Below are 13,874 nucleotides of genomic sequence, written 5' to 3'. Positions count from 1 at the left end.
CGAAGGCGCGCGGCCGGCCCGCCCGGGCCGGCTGGAACCAGCCGGTCAGCACCAGGCGGCCCGCGCCGCCCATCCTCGCGGGGCGATCCTCCGCCCCGCCCTCCCTCGTCTCCCGCTACCGTTTCCCCGCTACAGCGCCTGCACCTGCACCGGCGCGCCCGGCTTGCCATCGACCTGCGGCGCGATCACCAGGTAGCGCCGCCGATCCGGCGTGCCGTTCGCCGCGTCCGTGCCGGGCGCCACCTCGCGCCGGATCTGCCCGAGCGCATTGACGATCGCCGAGCCGGCCGGGTTGGTCATGAAGCTGGCGAGCGGCTCGATCGCGCCGCTGCCGTCGGGCGCGCCGGCCAGGCCCAGCACATAGGGATGCTTGGGCTGCAGGCCGGTGGCCGAGGCCTGCAGCACCTGCAGCAGCCCCTGGTCGAACAGGGCCACGCTGGTGGGCGCGGTGCCGGCCGCCGCCGCGCCGCCCACCGGCACCAGCGCCAGGTGCGCGGCCTCGCCCGAGACGCCGAGCGGCTGCGTATTGGCGCGGCCGTCGCCCTCGGGCACCGCGTCGGGCACATAGGCCACCGCCTGCGGCGCCTGGCCGATCGGCACCGTCGCGATCACGCGATTGCTCGCCGTGTCGATCGCCGCCAGCGCATCGGCATTCTCGAGGCCCACATACACGCGCGTGCCGTCGCCCGACGGCCAGATGCCGTGCGGCAGGTTGCCGACCGGGATCGTCGCGACCTGCGAGAAATCGTCGGTGCGGAACACCTTCACCTGGTTCAGGCCGCCCACCGTCACGTAGGCGAAGCTGCCGCGCGCGTTGTGCACGATGTTCACGTGGTTGGTGATCGGGCCGGTGTCGAGCGTCTTGAGCAGGGCGAACGGCGGGCGCGCGTCGAACACCTGGGTCTTGCCGACATCCTTCAGCGTGAACCAGACCTGCCGGCCGTCGGGCGTGGCCGCGATGTTCGGGCAGAACGGGCTGGCCTGGGGCACATGGCCGACGATGGCATGGTCGGCCACCGAGATCACCTCGGTTTCCGGGTTGAAGGACGAGCACACGTAACCGTATTGGCCGTCGGGCGAGAAGATCGTCATGCCCGGGCCGGCCGGCACCGTGATGCGCGTCTTCTCCTCGAAGCTCCGCGCATCGATCACCGACACGTAGTTCTCGCCGCGCACGGTCACCCACACCTCCTTGCCGTCGGGCGTGAAGAAGGCTTCGTGCGGCGAGCGGCCGACATAGGTGGTGTGCTTGACGGCATTGGTCCGGGTGTCGATGAAGCTGACCGAGTTCGAGCCGATCGAGACCACCGCCAGCGTGTGATGATCGGGCGAGAAGCCCATGCCGTGCACCAGCAACTGGCCGCGGTAGAGCGGGCTGAAGTTGCCCGGCGAGGGATCGCCCAGGCGAATCACGCCCACCAGGTGGTTGTCGGCAGGATCGGTGACCGACACCGTGTTCGAGAACTGCTCGGCGGCATAGACGCGGTCGCGATGGCTGACCGGCACGTCGGGCGCGGCCAGCGCACCGGGGGCCTGGCCGGCGCAGGCGGCCTGCGAGGCGAGCACCAGCATCGCGGCCGCGGCGGCCGACATCAGGGATCGACGCGGGGATGGACGCGGGGACGGGCGCAGCGAAGGAAACAGCGAGGGAAAGCGCGGCGAGCTTTTCATTGGGATTCCTTATTTATGGACATGGACGAGTGGTGGTGCATCGACATCGTGGCCGACGGCTGCGATGGAACTGAAGAAGCGAACGAGGCGGGCGAGGCTGACGCCGGCCGCTGCTGGTCCGGTGCGGGCGCGGCGCTCGGCAGCGGCTGGCCGAGCGCGAGGCGCATCGCGACGATCTCCTGCTGCTGCTCGACCACGATCTCCTGCGCGATGCGGCGCAACTGCTCGTTGTGGCCGTAGCGCAGCTCGGCCTGCGCCATGTCGATGGCGCCCTGGTGATGCGGGGCCATCATCGCGACGAAATCGCGGTCGACGTCGCCGGACGACTTGATGCTCATGTCGTCCATCATGCGGCTCATGGCGATGTCGTTCTCGGCCAGGAAGGCGCGCTCGTCCTGGACCGGGGCGCCGGCGGCGGCCGCGGCACCGGCGGCCATCAGCAGCGCGGCGCCGAGCGCGGCAAGGATGCCCGGGCGGCGCGCGCGTCGGGATGAAGGGCGGGGTATCGCTCGCATGGTTCGTCTCCTCGATGGACAGCCAATCCTGTCACCGAGGCGAACACGGATTTCGCGAGACTATTCCGTCGATCCGCGAAATTTCCTGCCCGCGCGGGCGGCCCGCAGCCAGCGTGCAGCCCGGCCGCCGTCCGCTCGCGCGCCTGAGTACAATAGCCGCGCCCTCCCCTTCGAGTCCCTTCATGGCCCGCATCATTCCCGACGACTGGCAAAGCCTGGCCGCCACCGGCGCCGCGCAACGCGAACGCGACACGCTCGCGATGCTCGAAAGCGCGCTGCCCGATGCCTACACGGTCTATCACGGCGTCCACTGGACGCGTCCCGACCACAATTTCTCGGTGTTCGGCGAGGCCGACTTCGTGGTGGTGAGCCCTTCCGGGCGCGTGCTGCTGGTCGAGCAGAAGGCCGGTTTCCTGCGCGAGACACCCAAGGGGATCGCCAAGGTCTACATGAAGACCGAACGCAACGTGGCGATCCAGCTCGCGCGCATGCAGGAGACCCTGCACCGGCGCCTGACGGCTGCCTTCGGCGCCGGCGAATACGGCGTGGACGCGCTGCTCTACTGCCCCGACTACACGGTCGCCAACCCGGCCATCGCGGGGCTGCCGCCCGATCGGATCGTCGATGCCACGCGGCGCGACAAGCTCGCGGCGGTGATCGCCACGCTGCTGCCGGCCGACGAGACGCCGTTCGCGAGCGCCGCCAAGATCCATCACTTACTGGCCGACGAACTGTCGCTCGCGCCCGACACCAGCGCCCTGGTCGGCCAGGCCGACACGCTGGTCACGCGGCTCTCGGCGGGGCTGGCCACCTGGGCGCGCCGGCTCGAATTCGCGCCGTTCCGGCTGCGGGTGGTGGCCACCGCCGGCTCCGGCAAGACCCAGCTCGCGGTGCGCGTGATGCGCGATGCCGTGACGGCCGGCAAGCGCGTGCTCTATGTCTGCTTCAACCGCCCGCTGGCCGATTCGATCAAGCGGCTGGCGCCCGAGGGCGCGATCATCGCCAACTACCACCAGTTCTGCGATTCGGTGCTGCGCGACGCGGGCCATACACCCGACTTCAGCGAGCCCGACGCCTTCACGCGGCTGGCGGAACGCTTCGAGGCCACGCCGGTGCCCGATCGCTGGCATTTCGACGTGCTGATCGTCGACGAGGGGCAGGATTTCCAGCCGGCCTGGGCGGCCTCGCTGGAACGCGTGCTGCGCCCGGGCGGCGCGTGGTGGTGGCTGGAGGATCCGCTGCAGGCGCTCTACACGCGCGACGAGGTGCCCTTCGAGGGCTGGGTGACGCTGCGCGAGCTGACCAACTACCGCAGCCCGCGCGACGTGCTCGCCTACCTGCGCAACCTGGTGGGGGAATTCGAGCCGCTGGCGGCCGAGCTGAAATCGGGCAGCCCGTTCGACGGCTCGGAGATCGCCTTCAATCCCTACGACGACGGCGACGCCACCGGCGAGGCCTGCATCGACGCCACCAAGCGCGCCATCACGCAGGCGCTCTCGCTGGGATTCCGCAAGCAGGACATCGCGGTGCTCTCGTATCGCGGCCGCGAGAATTCGGTGCTGACGCCGCTAGACCAGCTCGGCCCGCATCGGGTGCGCCGCTTCACCGGCAAGTACGACCTGTTCGGCACGCCCGAGTACCAGGACGGCGACGTGCTGCTCGACTCGATCTACCGCTTCAAGGGCCAGGCCGCGCCCTGCGTGATCCTCACCGAGGTCGATTTCGAGGCATTCGACGCGCGCGCGGCGCGCAAGCTGTTCGTCGGCGCCACGCGCGCGACCATGAAGCTGATCGTGGTGGCCTCGCAGCGCGCGACGGCCAGGATCGCGCCGGCCGACTGAGGCCGGGGCGCATGCGCGGGTTCAGGCTCGAATTCGTGCGCCGAGGCGAGTCGCGGCCAGTGGCGTCGAGCGCGGGCAGCCGGGCACGTTCGGCGCCGCCACGCGCCGCCGCCCTGCCCGCCGCCGACTCTCGCGGGCTCAGGCCATGGCGACGCGGAAGGTGCGCACCGCGTGACGCAGGCCGTCGGCCTGCTCCTCGAGCGAGGCGGCGGCAGCCGCCGCCTGCTCGACCAGCGCGGCGTTCTGCTGCGAGACCTGGTCCATCTGCGAGACCGCGCGGCTGACCTGCTCGATGCCGTCGCGCTGCTCGTCGGAAGCCGCGGCGATCGCGGCCATGCTGTCGTTCACCCGCGTGATCGCGCGGCGGATCTCGGTCATGGTGTTACCGGCCGAGCCCACCAGCCGCGAGCCCGCCGCCACCCGCTCGACCGATTCGCCGATCAGGTCGCGAATCTCCTTGGCGGCCGTGGCCGAACGCTGCGCGAGCGTGCGCACCTCGCCGGCCACCACCGCGAAGCCGCGGCCCTGCTCGCCGGCGCGCGCGGCTTCCACCGCCGCGTTCAGCGCCAGGATGTTGGTCTGGAACGCGATGCCCTCGATGGTGCCGATGATGTCGGCCACGCGCTGCGAGCTGCGGTCGATGTCGTTCATGGTGCCGATCACCTCGCCCACCACCGAGGCGCCCTGCGAGGCGATCCGGCTGGCGTCGTCGGCCGATTCGCGCGCGTCGCGCGCATGGTCGGCGTTCTGGCGCACCGTGGTGGTCAGCTCGGCCATGCTGGCGGCGGTCTGCTCCAGCGCGGCGGCCTGCTCCTCGGTGCGCTGAGACAGATCGGTATTGCCGGCCGAGATCTGGCGCGTGGCGGTGGCGATCGATTCCGAGCCGCGCGAGACGCGCCGCACCGTCTCGGCCAGGTTGCGCTGCATGCGCGTGACGCCGCTCACCAGCTCGGCCATCTCGTCGCGCGAGCTCCAGTGCAGCTCGTGCGTGAGGTCGCCGTCGGACAGGCTGCGGAAATGCTCGAGCAGGCGCGCCAGCGGCCGCGTGATCGCGTAGTGCAGGCCGATCGCGCAGCCCAGGCAGGCCGCCAGGCCGAACACGATGGTGCCGGCCGACACCAGCCGCAGCAGCGAGAAGCTGCGCTGCGCGCCGTCGTAGACGGCCTTGCCGCGGTCCAGCCCGTACTTGTCGAGCTCGCCCGCCGCCTTGGTCAGCGCCACCGACAGCGGCGGCGAGACCTTCATCATCAGGTGGTCGGCCTCCTCGGGATGGCCGGCGCGCATGGCGTCGATCATCGGCTGGATCGCCTGCGCGATGAAGGCGCCGCGCGCGGCGCCCACCGCGTCGGCCAGCGGCTGCTCGCCCTCGTGGCACGGCAGCGCGGTGTAGTCGCGCCAGGCCCGGTCGGAAATCGCCAGGTAGGATTCGGCCTTGTTCAGCACCGACTGCAGGTCCGGGCGATCCGGATGCAGGATGGCGCGATCGAGCGTGGTGCGCACGATCGTCAGGTTCAGGTTGGCGCTGGCCAGCGCGGTCTGCGCGGCGAGCTGCGAGGCATAGGCATCCTTGAGCGCATCGTTCGAGTTCTGCATGCCGGCCAGGCCCACCACGCCCGTCACGCAGAGGATCAGGGCAGCCAGCGCGAGCGTCGAATAGAGGCGAGTGCGGATCGAGAAGCGGGAAAACAGGGCGTTCATGGCGGGCCGGTCGACAGGATTCAGGAGCGCTCGCGCGCAAGGTCATTGCTGAGGATGTTTACGGAGGGATCGGGCCAAACTTGAGCATTGCGTTTTCCCGAATAATCGGAATCGCCGGCTTTTTTTGCTCCAGCGCAATATCTCGCGCATAGTGGCGATTCATCGCCTCCTCCGCCCCTGATCCCGATCGTGTCCAGCCCCGCCACCGCCTCGTCCGCCTCCGCCACCACCCCGCACGCCGCCTGCGAGATCCGCGATGCCCGCGACGCGGACCTGCCCGCGATCCACGCGATCTATGCGCACCACGTGCTGCACAGCGTCGCCTCGTTCGAGGAGGTGCCGCCCTCGCTCGACGAGATGCGCGCGCGCCGCGCCGCCGTGCTCGGCCACGGCCTGCCCTGGCTGGTGGCGAGCGTCGAGGGCCGGCTGGCCGGCTACGCCTATGCCGGGCCCTATCGGCCGCGCGCGGCCTACCGCCATACCGTCGAGGACTCGATCTACCTCGACGAGGCGTTTCGCGGCCGCGGCATCGGCCGCGCCCTGCTCGCCGAGCTGATCGCGCGCTGCGAGCGCGGCCCGTGGCGCCAGATGATCGCGGTGATCGCCGACGGCGGGCGCGGCGGCTCCACCTCGCTGCATGCCGCGTTCGGCTTCGCGCCGGCCGGCACGCTCGCCGCGGTCGGCTACAAGCACGGCCGCTGGCTCGACATCGCGCTGATGCAGCGCGCGCTGGGCCCCGGCGCCGACGCGCCGCCCGCCAGGGGCGACGCCGGCCCGCACACAGGCTAAAATCCGCGCATGCCGACACCGACCCCGACCTCTCCCGCCGAGCTGCCGCCCGAAGGCGCGCATGCCAACGAGTACACCGTCGACGAGCTCGCCCGCGTGACCGACACCACGGTGCGCAACGTGCGTGCCTACCAGGATCGCGGGCTGCTCACGCCGCCGCGCAAGCGCGGCCGCGTCGGCATCTACGACGACACCCACGTGGCCCGGCTCAAGGTGATCAACCACCTGCTGGCGCGCGGCTACACGCTGTCCAACATCCAGGACCTGATCAAGGCGATCGACGATGGCCACGACCTGCGCTCGATCCTGGGCCTGGAGAACGCGATCGGCGGACGCTGGTCGCACGAGCGTCCGAAAACCTATTCGCTGGCCGACCTGGTCTCGATGTTCGGCCCGCAGACGCCGGCCTCGCTGATGCGCGTGACCGAGCTGGGCCTGCTGGAGCGGCGCGGCCTGTCCTTCGTCGCCAAGACGCCGGGCCTGATCGAGGCGGCCGGCGCGCTGGTGCGCGAGGGCATCCCGGTGCGCGAGCTGGTCGACGCGATGAGCATCGCGCGGCCGCATTTCGACGCGATCGCGCGCGTGCTGGTGGACCTGGTGGTGCGCCGTCTCGACCGCTACGACGAAGGCAGCCTGCCGCCGGCCACCGACGTGCCGGCCCTGGTCGACGCGATCTGGCGGCTGCGGCCGCTGTCGGCCACCTTCGTCGAGGGCGAGATGAACCGCGCGCTGGAAGCCGCCTCGGGCGCCTACCTCGGCGGGCGCGTGGCCACCATCCTCGACAAGCAGCTCAGCGAGGAAGCCGCGCGCAGCGAAGGCCAGCCGGCGCCGCGAGACGGCAGCGGCAAGGACAAGCGCGGCAAGCGCTGAAACCCCATTCCCGCGTGGCGTCCCCAACGCGCCACGCGCCCTCGAAGGCAATCGCCGCGCGCGCTGAAGACCATAGTCGGCGCGCCGTCATATTGATATCGGCAATGCTTGGTTGGTGCGCATGGATGCCCGTGCGACGATTTTTCGACTGGGGCGGCCCTCGCCAGAAGGGGGCTGCCGCTTCGTCGAATTGCGCCGCCCGCCGGCCACCCTCCCGGAGATTGCCCGATGCCCCGCTTCACCCGCTGGCTGCCCGCCGCCCTCCTCAGCGCCGCCGCGCTGCTCGGTTCCACCGCCGCCAGCGCCCAGGCCGGCGCCGACCACCTGCTGCGCATCGGCTACCAGAAGGCCGGCCTGCTCGCCGTGGTGAAGGCGCAGGGCGCGCTCGACGACAAGCTGAAGTCGCTCGGCTACACGGTGAAATGGTTCGAGTTCCCGGCCGGCCCGCAACTGCTCGAGGCGCTCAACGCCAACAGCATCGACTTCGGCTATACCGGCGCGCCGCCGCCGGTGTTCGCGCAGGCCGGCGGCGTGCGCTTCGTCTATGTCGGCGCCGAGCAGCCGGCCCCGCACAACGAGGCGATCTTCGTGAGGGCCGGCTCGCCGATCCGCGACGTGGCGGGCCTGCGCGGCAAGAAGGTCGCGCTGCAGAAGGGCTCGAGCTCGAACTACCTGCTGCTGGCCGCGCTCAACAAGGCCGGCCTGCGCTACGACGAGATCCATCCCGTCTATCTCGCGCCCGCCGACGCGCGCGCCGCCTTCGAGAGCGGCGACGTGGACGCCTGGGTGGTCTGGGATCCTTACTACGCGGCCGCGCAGAGTTCGCTGAAGGTGCGCACCTTGTCGGACTACACCGGGCTCACGGCCACCTACAACTTCTACGAGGCCACCCGCGACTTCGCCGCCGCGCATCCCGAGGTGGTGGGCGCGGTGCTGCGCCAGCTTCGCGAGACCGGCCTGTGGGTCAATGCGCATCCTGCCGAGACAGCCGCCATCATCGCGCCCAAGGTGGGACTCGACACCGCGCTGGTGGAAACCTGGTTCAAGCGCGTGCCGTTCGGCGCGGTGCCGATCGACGAACGGATCGTCGCCTCGCAGCAGGCGGTGGCCGACGCGTTCTACGGCGTGAAGCTGATTCCGCGCAAGCTCGAGGTGGCTGAGAACGTCTGGCGCGATCGCGCTGTGGAAGAAGCGCTGGCCGCGAAGTAGGCGCGCCGCCGGCGCCGGCGGCAAGCATGAAGCGACGCGCGGCCGTCGAACGGCCCCGCGCCGCTTCGCGCTCCGTGCCTAGCGCACCAGCCCCATTGCGAGCGATGCGCCGAGGCCGGCGCGCCTCAATGCGAGAGCGTCGCCGCGCCCGCATCGCCCTTGTCGTGCGTCGCGTAGCGCTCGATCATGGTCGCGCTGGCGCGGTTCAGGCCGACGATCTCGACCGCCACGCCGTGACGCCGGAACTTGTTGACGATGCGATCGAGCGCGTCGATCGCGGTCAGGTCCCAGAAGTGCGCATGCGAGACGTCGAGCTTCACGCGCTCGACGCGCTCGTGGAAATCGAACTGCGCGACGAAGGCTTCCGAGGACGCGAAGAACACCTGCCCGCGCACCAGGTAGCGGCGCTCGCCGCCGGCATCGCGCAGCGCCTCGACCTGCAGCACGCGGCGCACCTTCGAGGCGAAGAACAGCGCCGAGAGCAACACGCCGACCAGCACGCCGATCGCCAGGTTGCCGGTCGCCACCACGATCGCGACGGTCACCAGCATCACCAGCGAGGAGCTGCGCGGATGGGTGCGCAGGTTCGCGATCGACTTCCAGCTGAAGGTGCTGATCGACACCATCACCATCACGGCCACCAGCGCCACCATCGGGATCTGCCGCACCCAGGGCCCGAGGAACACCACCAGCACCAGCAGCACCGCGCCGGCCACGAAGGTGGACAGACGCCCGCGCCCGCCCGACTTCATGTTGATCACCGTCTGGCCGATCATCGCGCAGCCCGGCATGCCGCCCAGGAAACCGGCGGCGATGTTGGCGCAGCCCTGGCCGCGGCATTCGCGGTTCTTGTCGCTCGGCGTATCGGTGTAGTCGTCGACGATGGCCGCCGTCATCAGCGATTCGAGCAGCCCCACCACCGCGATGCCGATCGAGTACGGCAGCACGATGCGCAGCGTGTCGAGCGTGAACGGCAGGTGCGGCAGCGCGAAGCCCGGCAGGCGATCGGGGAAGGCGCCCATGTCGCCGACCGTGCGCAGCGGCAGGTGCAGGGCGATCGCGATCGCCGTCAGCACCACGATGCACACCAGCGGCGAGGGCACCGCGCGCGTCACGCGCGGCAGCAGGTAGATGATCGCCAGGCCCAGCGCCAGCAGGCCGTGGACGTAGAGCGGCACGTCGCGCAATTGCGGCAGCTGGGCCAGGAAGATCAGGATCGCCAGGGCGTTGACGAAGCCCGTCATCACCGAGCGCGAGACGAAGCGCATCAGCTCGCCCAGGCGCAGCAGGCCGGCGGCGATCTGCAGCACGCCGGCCAGGATGCCGGCCGCGAACACGTATTCGACGCCGTGCTCGCGCACCAGCGAGGTCAGCAGCAGCGCGACCGCGCCGGTGGCGGCCGAGATCATGCCGGGGCGGCCGCCGGCGAAGGCGCAGACCACGGCGATCACCGAGGCGGCATAGAGGCCGACCTTCGGGTCGACGCCGGCGATGATCGAGAAGGCGAGCGCTTCGGGAATGAGCGCGAGGGCGACGACCAGGCCGGCGAGCATGTCGCCGCGCGGGTTGCCGAACCACTCGTCGCGTAGCGTACGGGCGTGCATGGGTGGATTCCGTGTTGAATCGTTGGGGACAGCGCCGCGCGGCCCGATGAGCGTCGGGCCGGCGCGCACTGCCCGGCCGTGGGTGGGCGCGGACCGGCTCGGATGCCGCCGGCATGGACGGCGCGGGGCGGATCCCGGGCGCGCTGCCGGCTGGCTTCGTGTGGAACACGGGTAGACGGGACGACGCCTGGCCGGGGCGGCGCAAGGCGCGCGCGCAGGCAGGCGGCATCGGTCCGCGAACCCCCGATCGGTCGGGCGAAATGGACTGACGGGAGTTCGCGAGCGATTACATGGGTAGCGGAATGAATTCGTCGAGGAGGATGGCCCGGCCGGGCAGCGGCGCCTGAGCGGCACCCGGCGGGCGGGCGCGAGAGCATCGGCCGCCGCGCGCCGCGAATTTTAACCGGATCGTCCGCGAACGCGCAAACCGGCCCGGCGCCGGGGAGGCCGCGCCGCGGGCGGCGGGCGCTACCCGAAACGCGTCACCACATCGGGCGAGCCGGCGCCGGCGCGGGCCCCTGCCCTCGCCGCCCGCCGACGGTTCAGTGCGCGAAGCGCCGTTCCACCACCGTGTCGATCCGCCCGGCCAGCTTGGCGGCCTCGTCGCCGGGCAGGCCGATGCCGAATTCGTGGCGCACCGCCCCGCCGTCGAGCAGGTAGAGGCTCCAGGTCACGTCGGTGGCCGACTTCGAGCGCATGGTGCGCAGCGCGGCCCAGACATCGTCGGCATCCGCGCGGATGCCGGCCAGCTCGGTGCTGTCGAGCGCGGCCGCGTCGCCGGCCACCGGGCTCAACGCGAAGTTGCCCGCCGCGTCGCGCGAGGCGGCCGTGACCACGCGCGAGATGCGCTGCTGGTCGTAGTCGACCACGATCCACATCGATTGCGGCGTCATGAAACCGCCGCGCACCAGCATCAGCCCATGACGCGGCGGACGGATCGCGCTGACGATGAAGCTCATCGAGCAATCCTGGCAGACGTAGCCCGGCGGCAGCAATTGCGCGCCGGTGGCGCCCGGCGGCCGCGGCGCGGCGACCGGCGCGCTCTGGCGGGGCGTGCCGGAACCGGCGCAGGCGGACAGCAGCGCCGCGACGGCCAGCGCGAGAACGGGTACGAGACGCAAGCGTGCGCTCCTTCGGTGCAGGGGTGGACGATCGGGGCACGCGCGCCTCGCGGATTCGACCGGAATGCGCAACGCACCGCGCGCCATCATCGCATCGCCCCCGCTTATCCGCAATGCCGAAAGCCATCGGTAATCGATTATCAAATCAATGGAAAGCCAGGCGCTTTTCATTGCACTTTCCTTGCGCATCGGATTTTAATCGCGCTGATCGCCGATTGAATGACAGCTTGCTTCACATAAAAAATAATTCTGTTTTTTTAATACCACGCAGGGGCCTTTTCGACGCCATTTTTATTTTCGGCGTTCTATGATGCGGCCCGTTGCCTGATCGCCGGGCCGCCCCGCCAGGGCCGCCCGGCAAGCTCGTCGCACCGGTTGCTCGCAGCCGGTGATTTCGACCGATTTCCATCGGCGCGAAGCTCGACACGACATCGATTCGACCGATCCGAATTGCCGCGCGCCCGATTCGCGGCGCCGCTTTTTCCGATCGACATGCATCAGGCAGCAAATCAATCGACCACACTCATCGTCCATTGCGGAGGCCATTCGATGAAACCCACCCTGATCACCGTCGCGCTGTTCGGCGCGCTTGCCGTCTCGACGTCCTCGTACGCGCAAAGCAGCGTCACGCTCTACGGCCTGATCGATACCGGCCTCGTCTACACCAACAACCAGCAGGGCCACAGCAACTGGCAGGAGAACAGCAGCTCGACGCAGAACACGGTGTTCGGCCTGAAGGGCGACGAGGACCTCGGCGGCGGCCTGCATGCGGTGTTCAAGCTCGAGCAGGGTTTCCTGCTCAACAACGGCGCGCAGGCCTTCTCGGGCGACGGCTTCGGCTCGCAGGCCTGGGTCGGGCTGCAGAGCGCCCAGGCGGGCACCCTCACCTTCGGCCGCCAGTTCGACGTGATGAACGACCTGGTGGGCCCGCTGTCGGCCGAGTTCAACACCTGGGGCGGCAGCCTGGCCGCGCATCCGTTCGAGAACGACAACCTGGCCGCCAACTCGGTGGTGATCAACAACTCGGTCAAGTACGCGAGCCCGACCTGGCGCGGCCTCACCTTCGAGACCATGTACAGCTTCAGCAACCAGGCCGGCAACTTCGCCAACAACCGCTCCTACGGCTTCGCGCTGTCGTATGCGCAGGGCCCGGTCAACCTGGCGGCCGGCTACCTGCAGCTCAACGATGCCGGCAGCGGCAGCGGCGCGGTCACCACCGGCGACACCAGCGCGAACTTCGTCGCCGAGCGGCAGCGGATCTGGTCGCTGGGCGGCAACTACACCTATGGCCCCGCCACCGTCGGCCTGGTCTGGAGCCACACCCAGATCGACAACGCCACCGGCGTGTATTCGTTCGGCACCGGCACCTACCTGGGCGCCGCCGACGGCTCCTCGGGCAGCCTGAGCGGCACGCTGCGCCTGGACAACTACGAGGTCAACGCGAAATACGCGCTGACCCCGGCGCTGAGCCTGTCAGGCGCCTATACCTATACGCGCGGCGCCTACAACGGCTCGTCGCCGGGCTGGAACACCGCCATGCTGCAGACCGACTACGCCTTCAGCAAGCGCACCGACATCTACCTGGAAGGGGTCTATCAGAACGTGCACGGCGCGCCGGCCGGCTCGGTGCTGTCGCACGCGATGATCAACACGCTGTCGCCGTCGTCGACCGACACGCAGGTGGCCGTGACGGTGGGCCTGCGTCACACCTTCTGATCGATGCCGAGGATGGCCGCCGGCAGCGCCGGTGGCCTGCCGCCGGGCGGCCGCGTCCAGCGCCCGCCGGCGTGAGCGCGAGCGCGCCGCTCAGGCGCGGCGCGCGATCGGGGGCGCGCCCCCCGCGCCGCGCGCACGATGGTCCTCGCGCAGCAGCGCGTATTGCGCGAGATCGTGGAATGCGCCGCCCCAGTAACCCGCCTGGCGCTGGTAGCCCTCGCGCACGAAGCCGAGCGCCTCGAGCGCACGCAGCGAAGCCGCGTTGTCGGGATGCACGCGCGCCTCGATGCGATTGAGCGCCATCGTCTCGAAACCGTGCTCGAGCACGGCACCCAGCGCCTCGCGCATGAACCCCTGCCCCCGGACCTCGCGCGCCAGCTCGTAGCCGATCGTGCAACTGCGCCACGGGCGGCTCCAGCGGAACAGCCCGCAGGTGCCCAGCAGGCGCGCGTCGGCGCGCCGCTCCAGGCCCCAGCGCAGGCCGCTGCCGGCGATCCGCCAGGCGCTGAAGGTATCGATCAGGCGCGCCGCCTGGGCGGGTGCCGTGAGCGGATCGGCGCCGTACCAGCGCATCGCCTCGGCGTCGCCATGGATCGCGTAGAGCGCCGGCGCATCGGCCGCGCTCAGCTCGCGCAGCACCAGCCGCCGCGTGAGCAGGTGGGGAAAGGCTTCCATCGGGGCGCTCGGGTGGCCGCCGGGCATCACGCCCGGCGCAGGTCTCGTGGTTTGGCCGGCAGCGCGACGCGCGCCGGCGATCGGCGCCAATCATCTCACGAGCGGCACCGGCGCCGCCATCGGGAAACCCACCCGATCGCCGCCGGGCAAGCGAGCGGGCAAGCG

General features: G+C 70.5%; 11 protein-coding genes. 5 read left to right on the top strand and 6 right to left on the bottom strand.

The features are described from left to right. Positions 1–129: 129 nt before the first annotated feature. Both BM43_RS04755 and BM43_RS04750 read right to left on the bottom strand, forming a co-directional pair. Positions 130–1,593 (bottom strand): YncE family protein, encoded by a 1,464-nt coding sequence (locus BM43_RS04755; RefSeq protein WP_036056656.1) that lies wholly within the window; start codon positions 1,591–1,593, stop codon positions 130–132. A 74-nt stretch (positions 1,594–1,667) separates the two neighbouring features. Beyond that, positions 1,668–2,186, bottom strand: coding sequence for a DUF305 domain-containing protein (locus tag BM43_RS04750; protein ID WP_036056657.1), 519 nt, complete (start codon positions 2,184–2,186; stop codon positions 1,668–1,670). A 182-nt stretch (positions 2,187–2,368) separates the two neighbouring features. Between BM43_RS04750 and BM43_RS04745 the strand changes: the two genes are divergently transcribed. Then, positions 2,369–4,027 (top strand): ATP-binding domain-containing protein, encoded by a 1,659-nt coding sequence (locus BM43_RS04745; RefSeq protein ID WP_036056658.1) that lies wholly within the window; start codon positions 2,369–2,371, stop codon positions 4,025–4,027. A 138-nt stretch (positions 4,028–4,165) separates the two neighbouring features. Here the strand turns inward: BM43_RS04745 and BM43_RS04740 are convergent, their stop codons facing one another. Beyond that, entirely contained in the window at positions 4,166–5,725 is a 1,560-nt protein-coding gene (locus BM43_RS04740) for a methyl-accepting chemotaxis protein (RefSeq protein ID WP_042285519.1), read from the bottom strand. 189 nt (positions 5,726–5,914) lie between these two features. Here BM43_RS04740 and BM43_RS04735 point away from each other — a divergent pair, with 189 nt between their 5' ends. The 3 genes from BM43_RS04735 to BM43_RS04725 all read left to right on the top strand — a co-directional run bounded on the left by BM43_RS04735 (position 5,915) and on the right by BM43_RS04725 (position 8,593). Next, positions 5,915–6,514: a GNAT family N-acetyltransferase gene (locus BM43_RS04735; RefSeq protein WP_042285515.1), complete on the top strand. Its 600-nt coding sequence runs from the start codon at positions 5,915–5,917 to the stop codon at positions 6,512–6,514. Positions 6,515–6,523: 9 nt separating this feature from the next. Next, positions 6,524–7,384 (top strand): MerR family transcriptional regulator, encoded by an 861-nt coding sequence (locus BM43_RS04730; protein WP_036056660.1) that lies wholly within the window; start codon positions 6,524–6,526, stop codon positions 7,382–7,384. A 228-nt stretch (positions 7,385–7,612) separates the two neighbouring features. After that, positions 7,613–8,593, top strand: coding sequence for a sulfonate ABC transporter substrate-binding protein (locus BM43_RS04725; RefSeq protein ID WP_036056661.1), 981 nt, complete (start codon positions 7,613–7,615; stop codon positions 8,591–8,593). A 125-nt stretch (positions 8,594–8,718) separates the two neighbouring features. Here the strand turns inward: BM43_RS04725 and BM43_RS04720 are convergent, their stop codons facing one another. Both BM43_RS04720 and BM43_RS04715 read right to left on the bottom strand, forming a co-directional pair. After that, positions 8,719–10,197, bottom strand: coding sequence for a SulP family inorganic anion transporter (locus tag BM43_RS04720; RefSeq protein WP_036056662.1), 1,479 nt, complete (start codon positions 10,195–10,197; stop codon positions 8,719–8,721). A 542-nt stretch (positions 10,198–10,739) separates the two neighbouring features. Then, entirely contained in the window at positions 10,740–11,318 is a 579-nt protein-coding gene (locus BM43_RS04715; protein ID WP_036056664.1) for a hypothetical protein, read from the bottom strand. Between the two features lie 549 nt (positions 11,319–11,867). Between BM43_RS04715 and BM43_RS04710 the strand changes: the two genes are divergently transcribed. After that, positions 11,868–13,034, top strand: a complete 1,167-nt coding sequence (locus BM43_RS04710) for a porin (RefSeq protein ID WP_025099518.1) — start codon at positions 11,868–11,870, stop codon at positions 13,032–13,034. 90 nt (positions 13,035–13,124) lie between these two features. Here the strand turns inward: BM43_RS04710 and BM43_RS04705 are convergent, their stop codons facing one another. Next, the gene (locus BM43_RS04705; RefSeq protein WP_036056665.1) at positions 13,125–13,736 is read right to left on the bottom strand and encodes a GNAT family N-acetyltransferase; all 612 of its coding nucleotides are present in this window, start codon (positions 13,734–13,736) and stop codon (positions 13,125–13,127) included. Positions 13,737–13,874: the final 138 nt, after the last annotated feature.

Origin of the sequence: Burkholderia gladioli (genome assembly GCF_000959725.1) — a bacterium.
In the GTDB taxonomy this organism is placed as follows: Bacteria; Pseudomonadota; Gammaproteobacteria; order Burkholderiales; family Burkholderiaceae; genus Burkholderia; species Burkholderia gladioli.
This window is presented reverse-complemented; position numbering and strand designations above follow the sequence as displayed.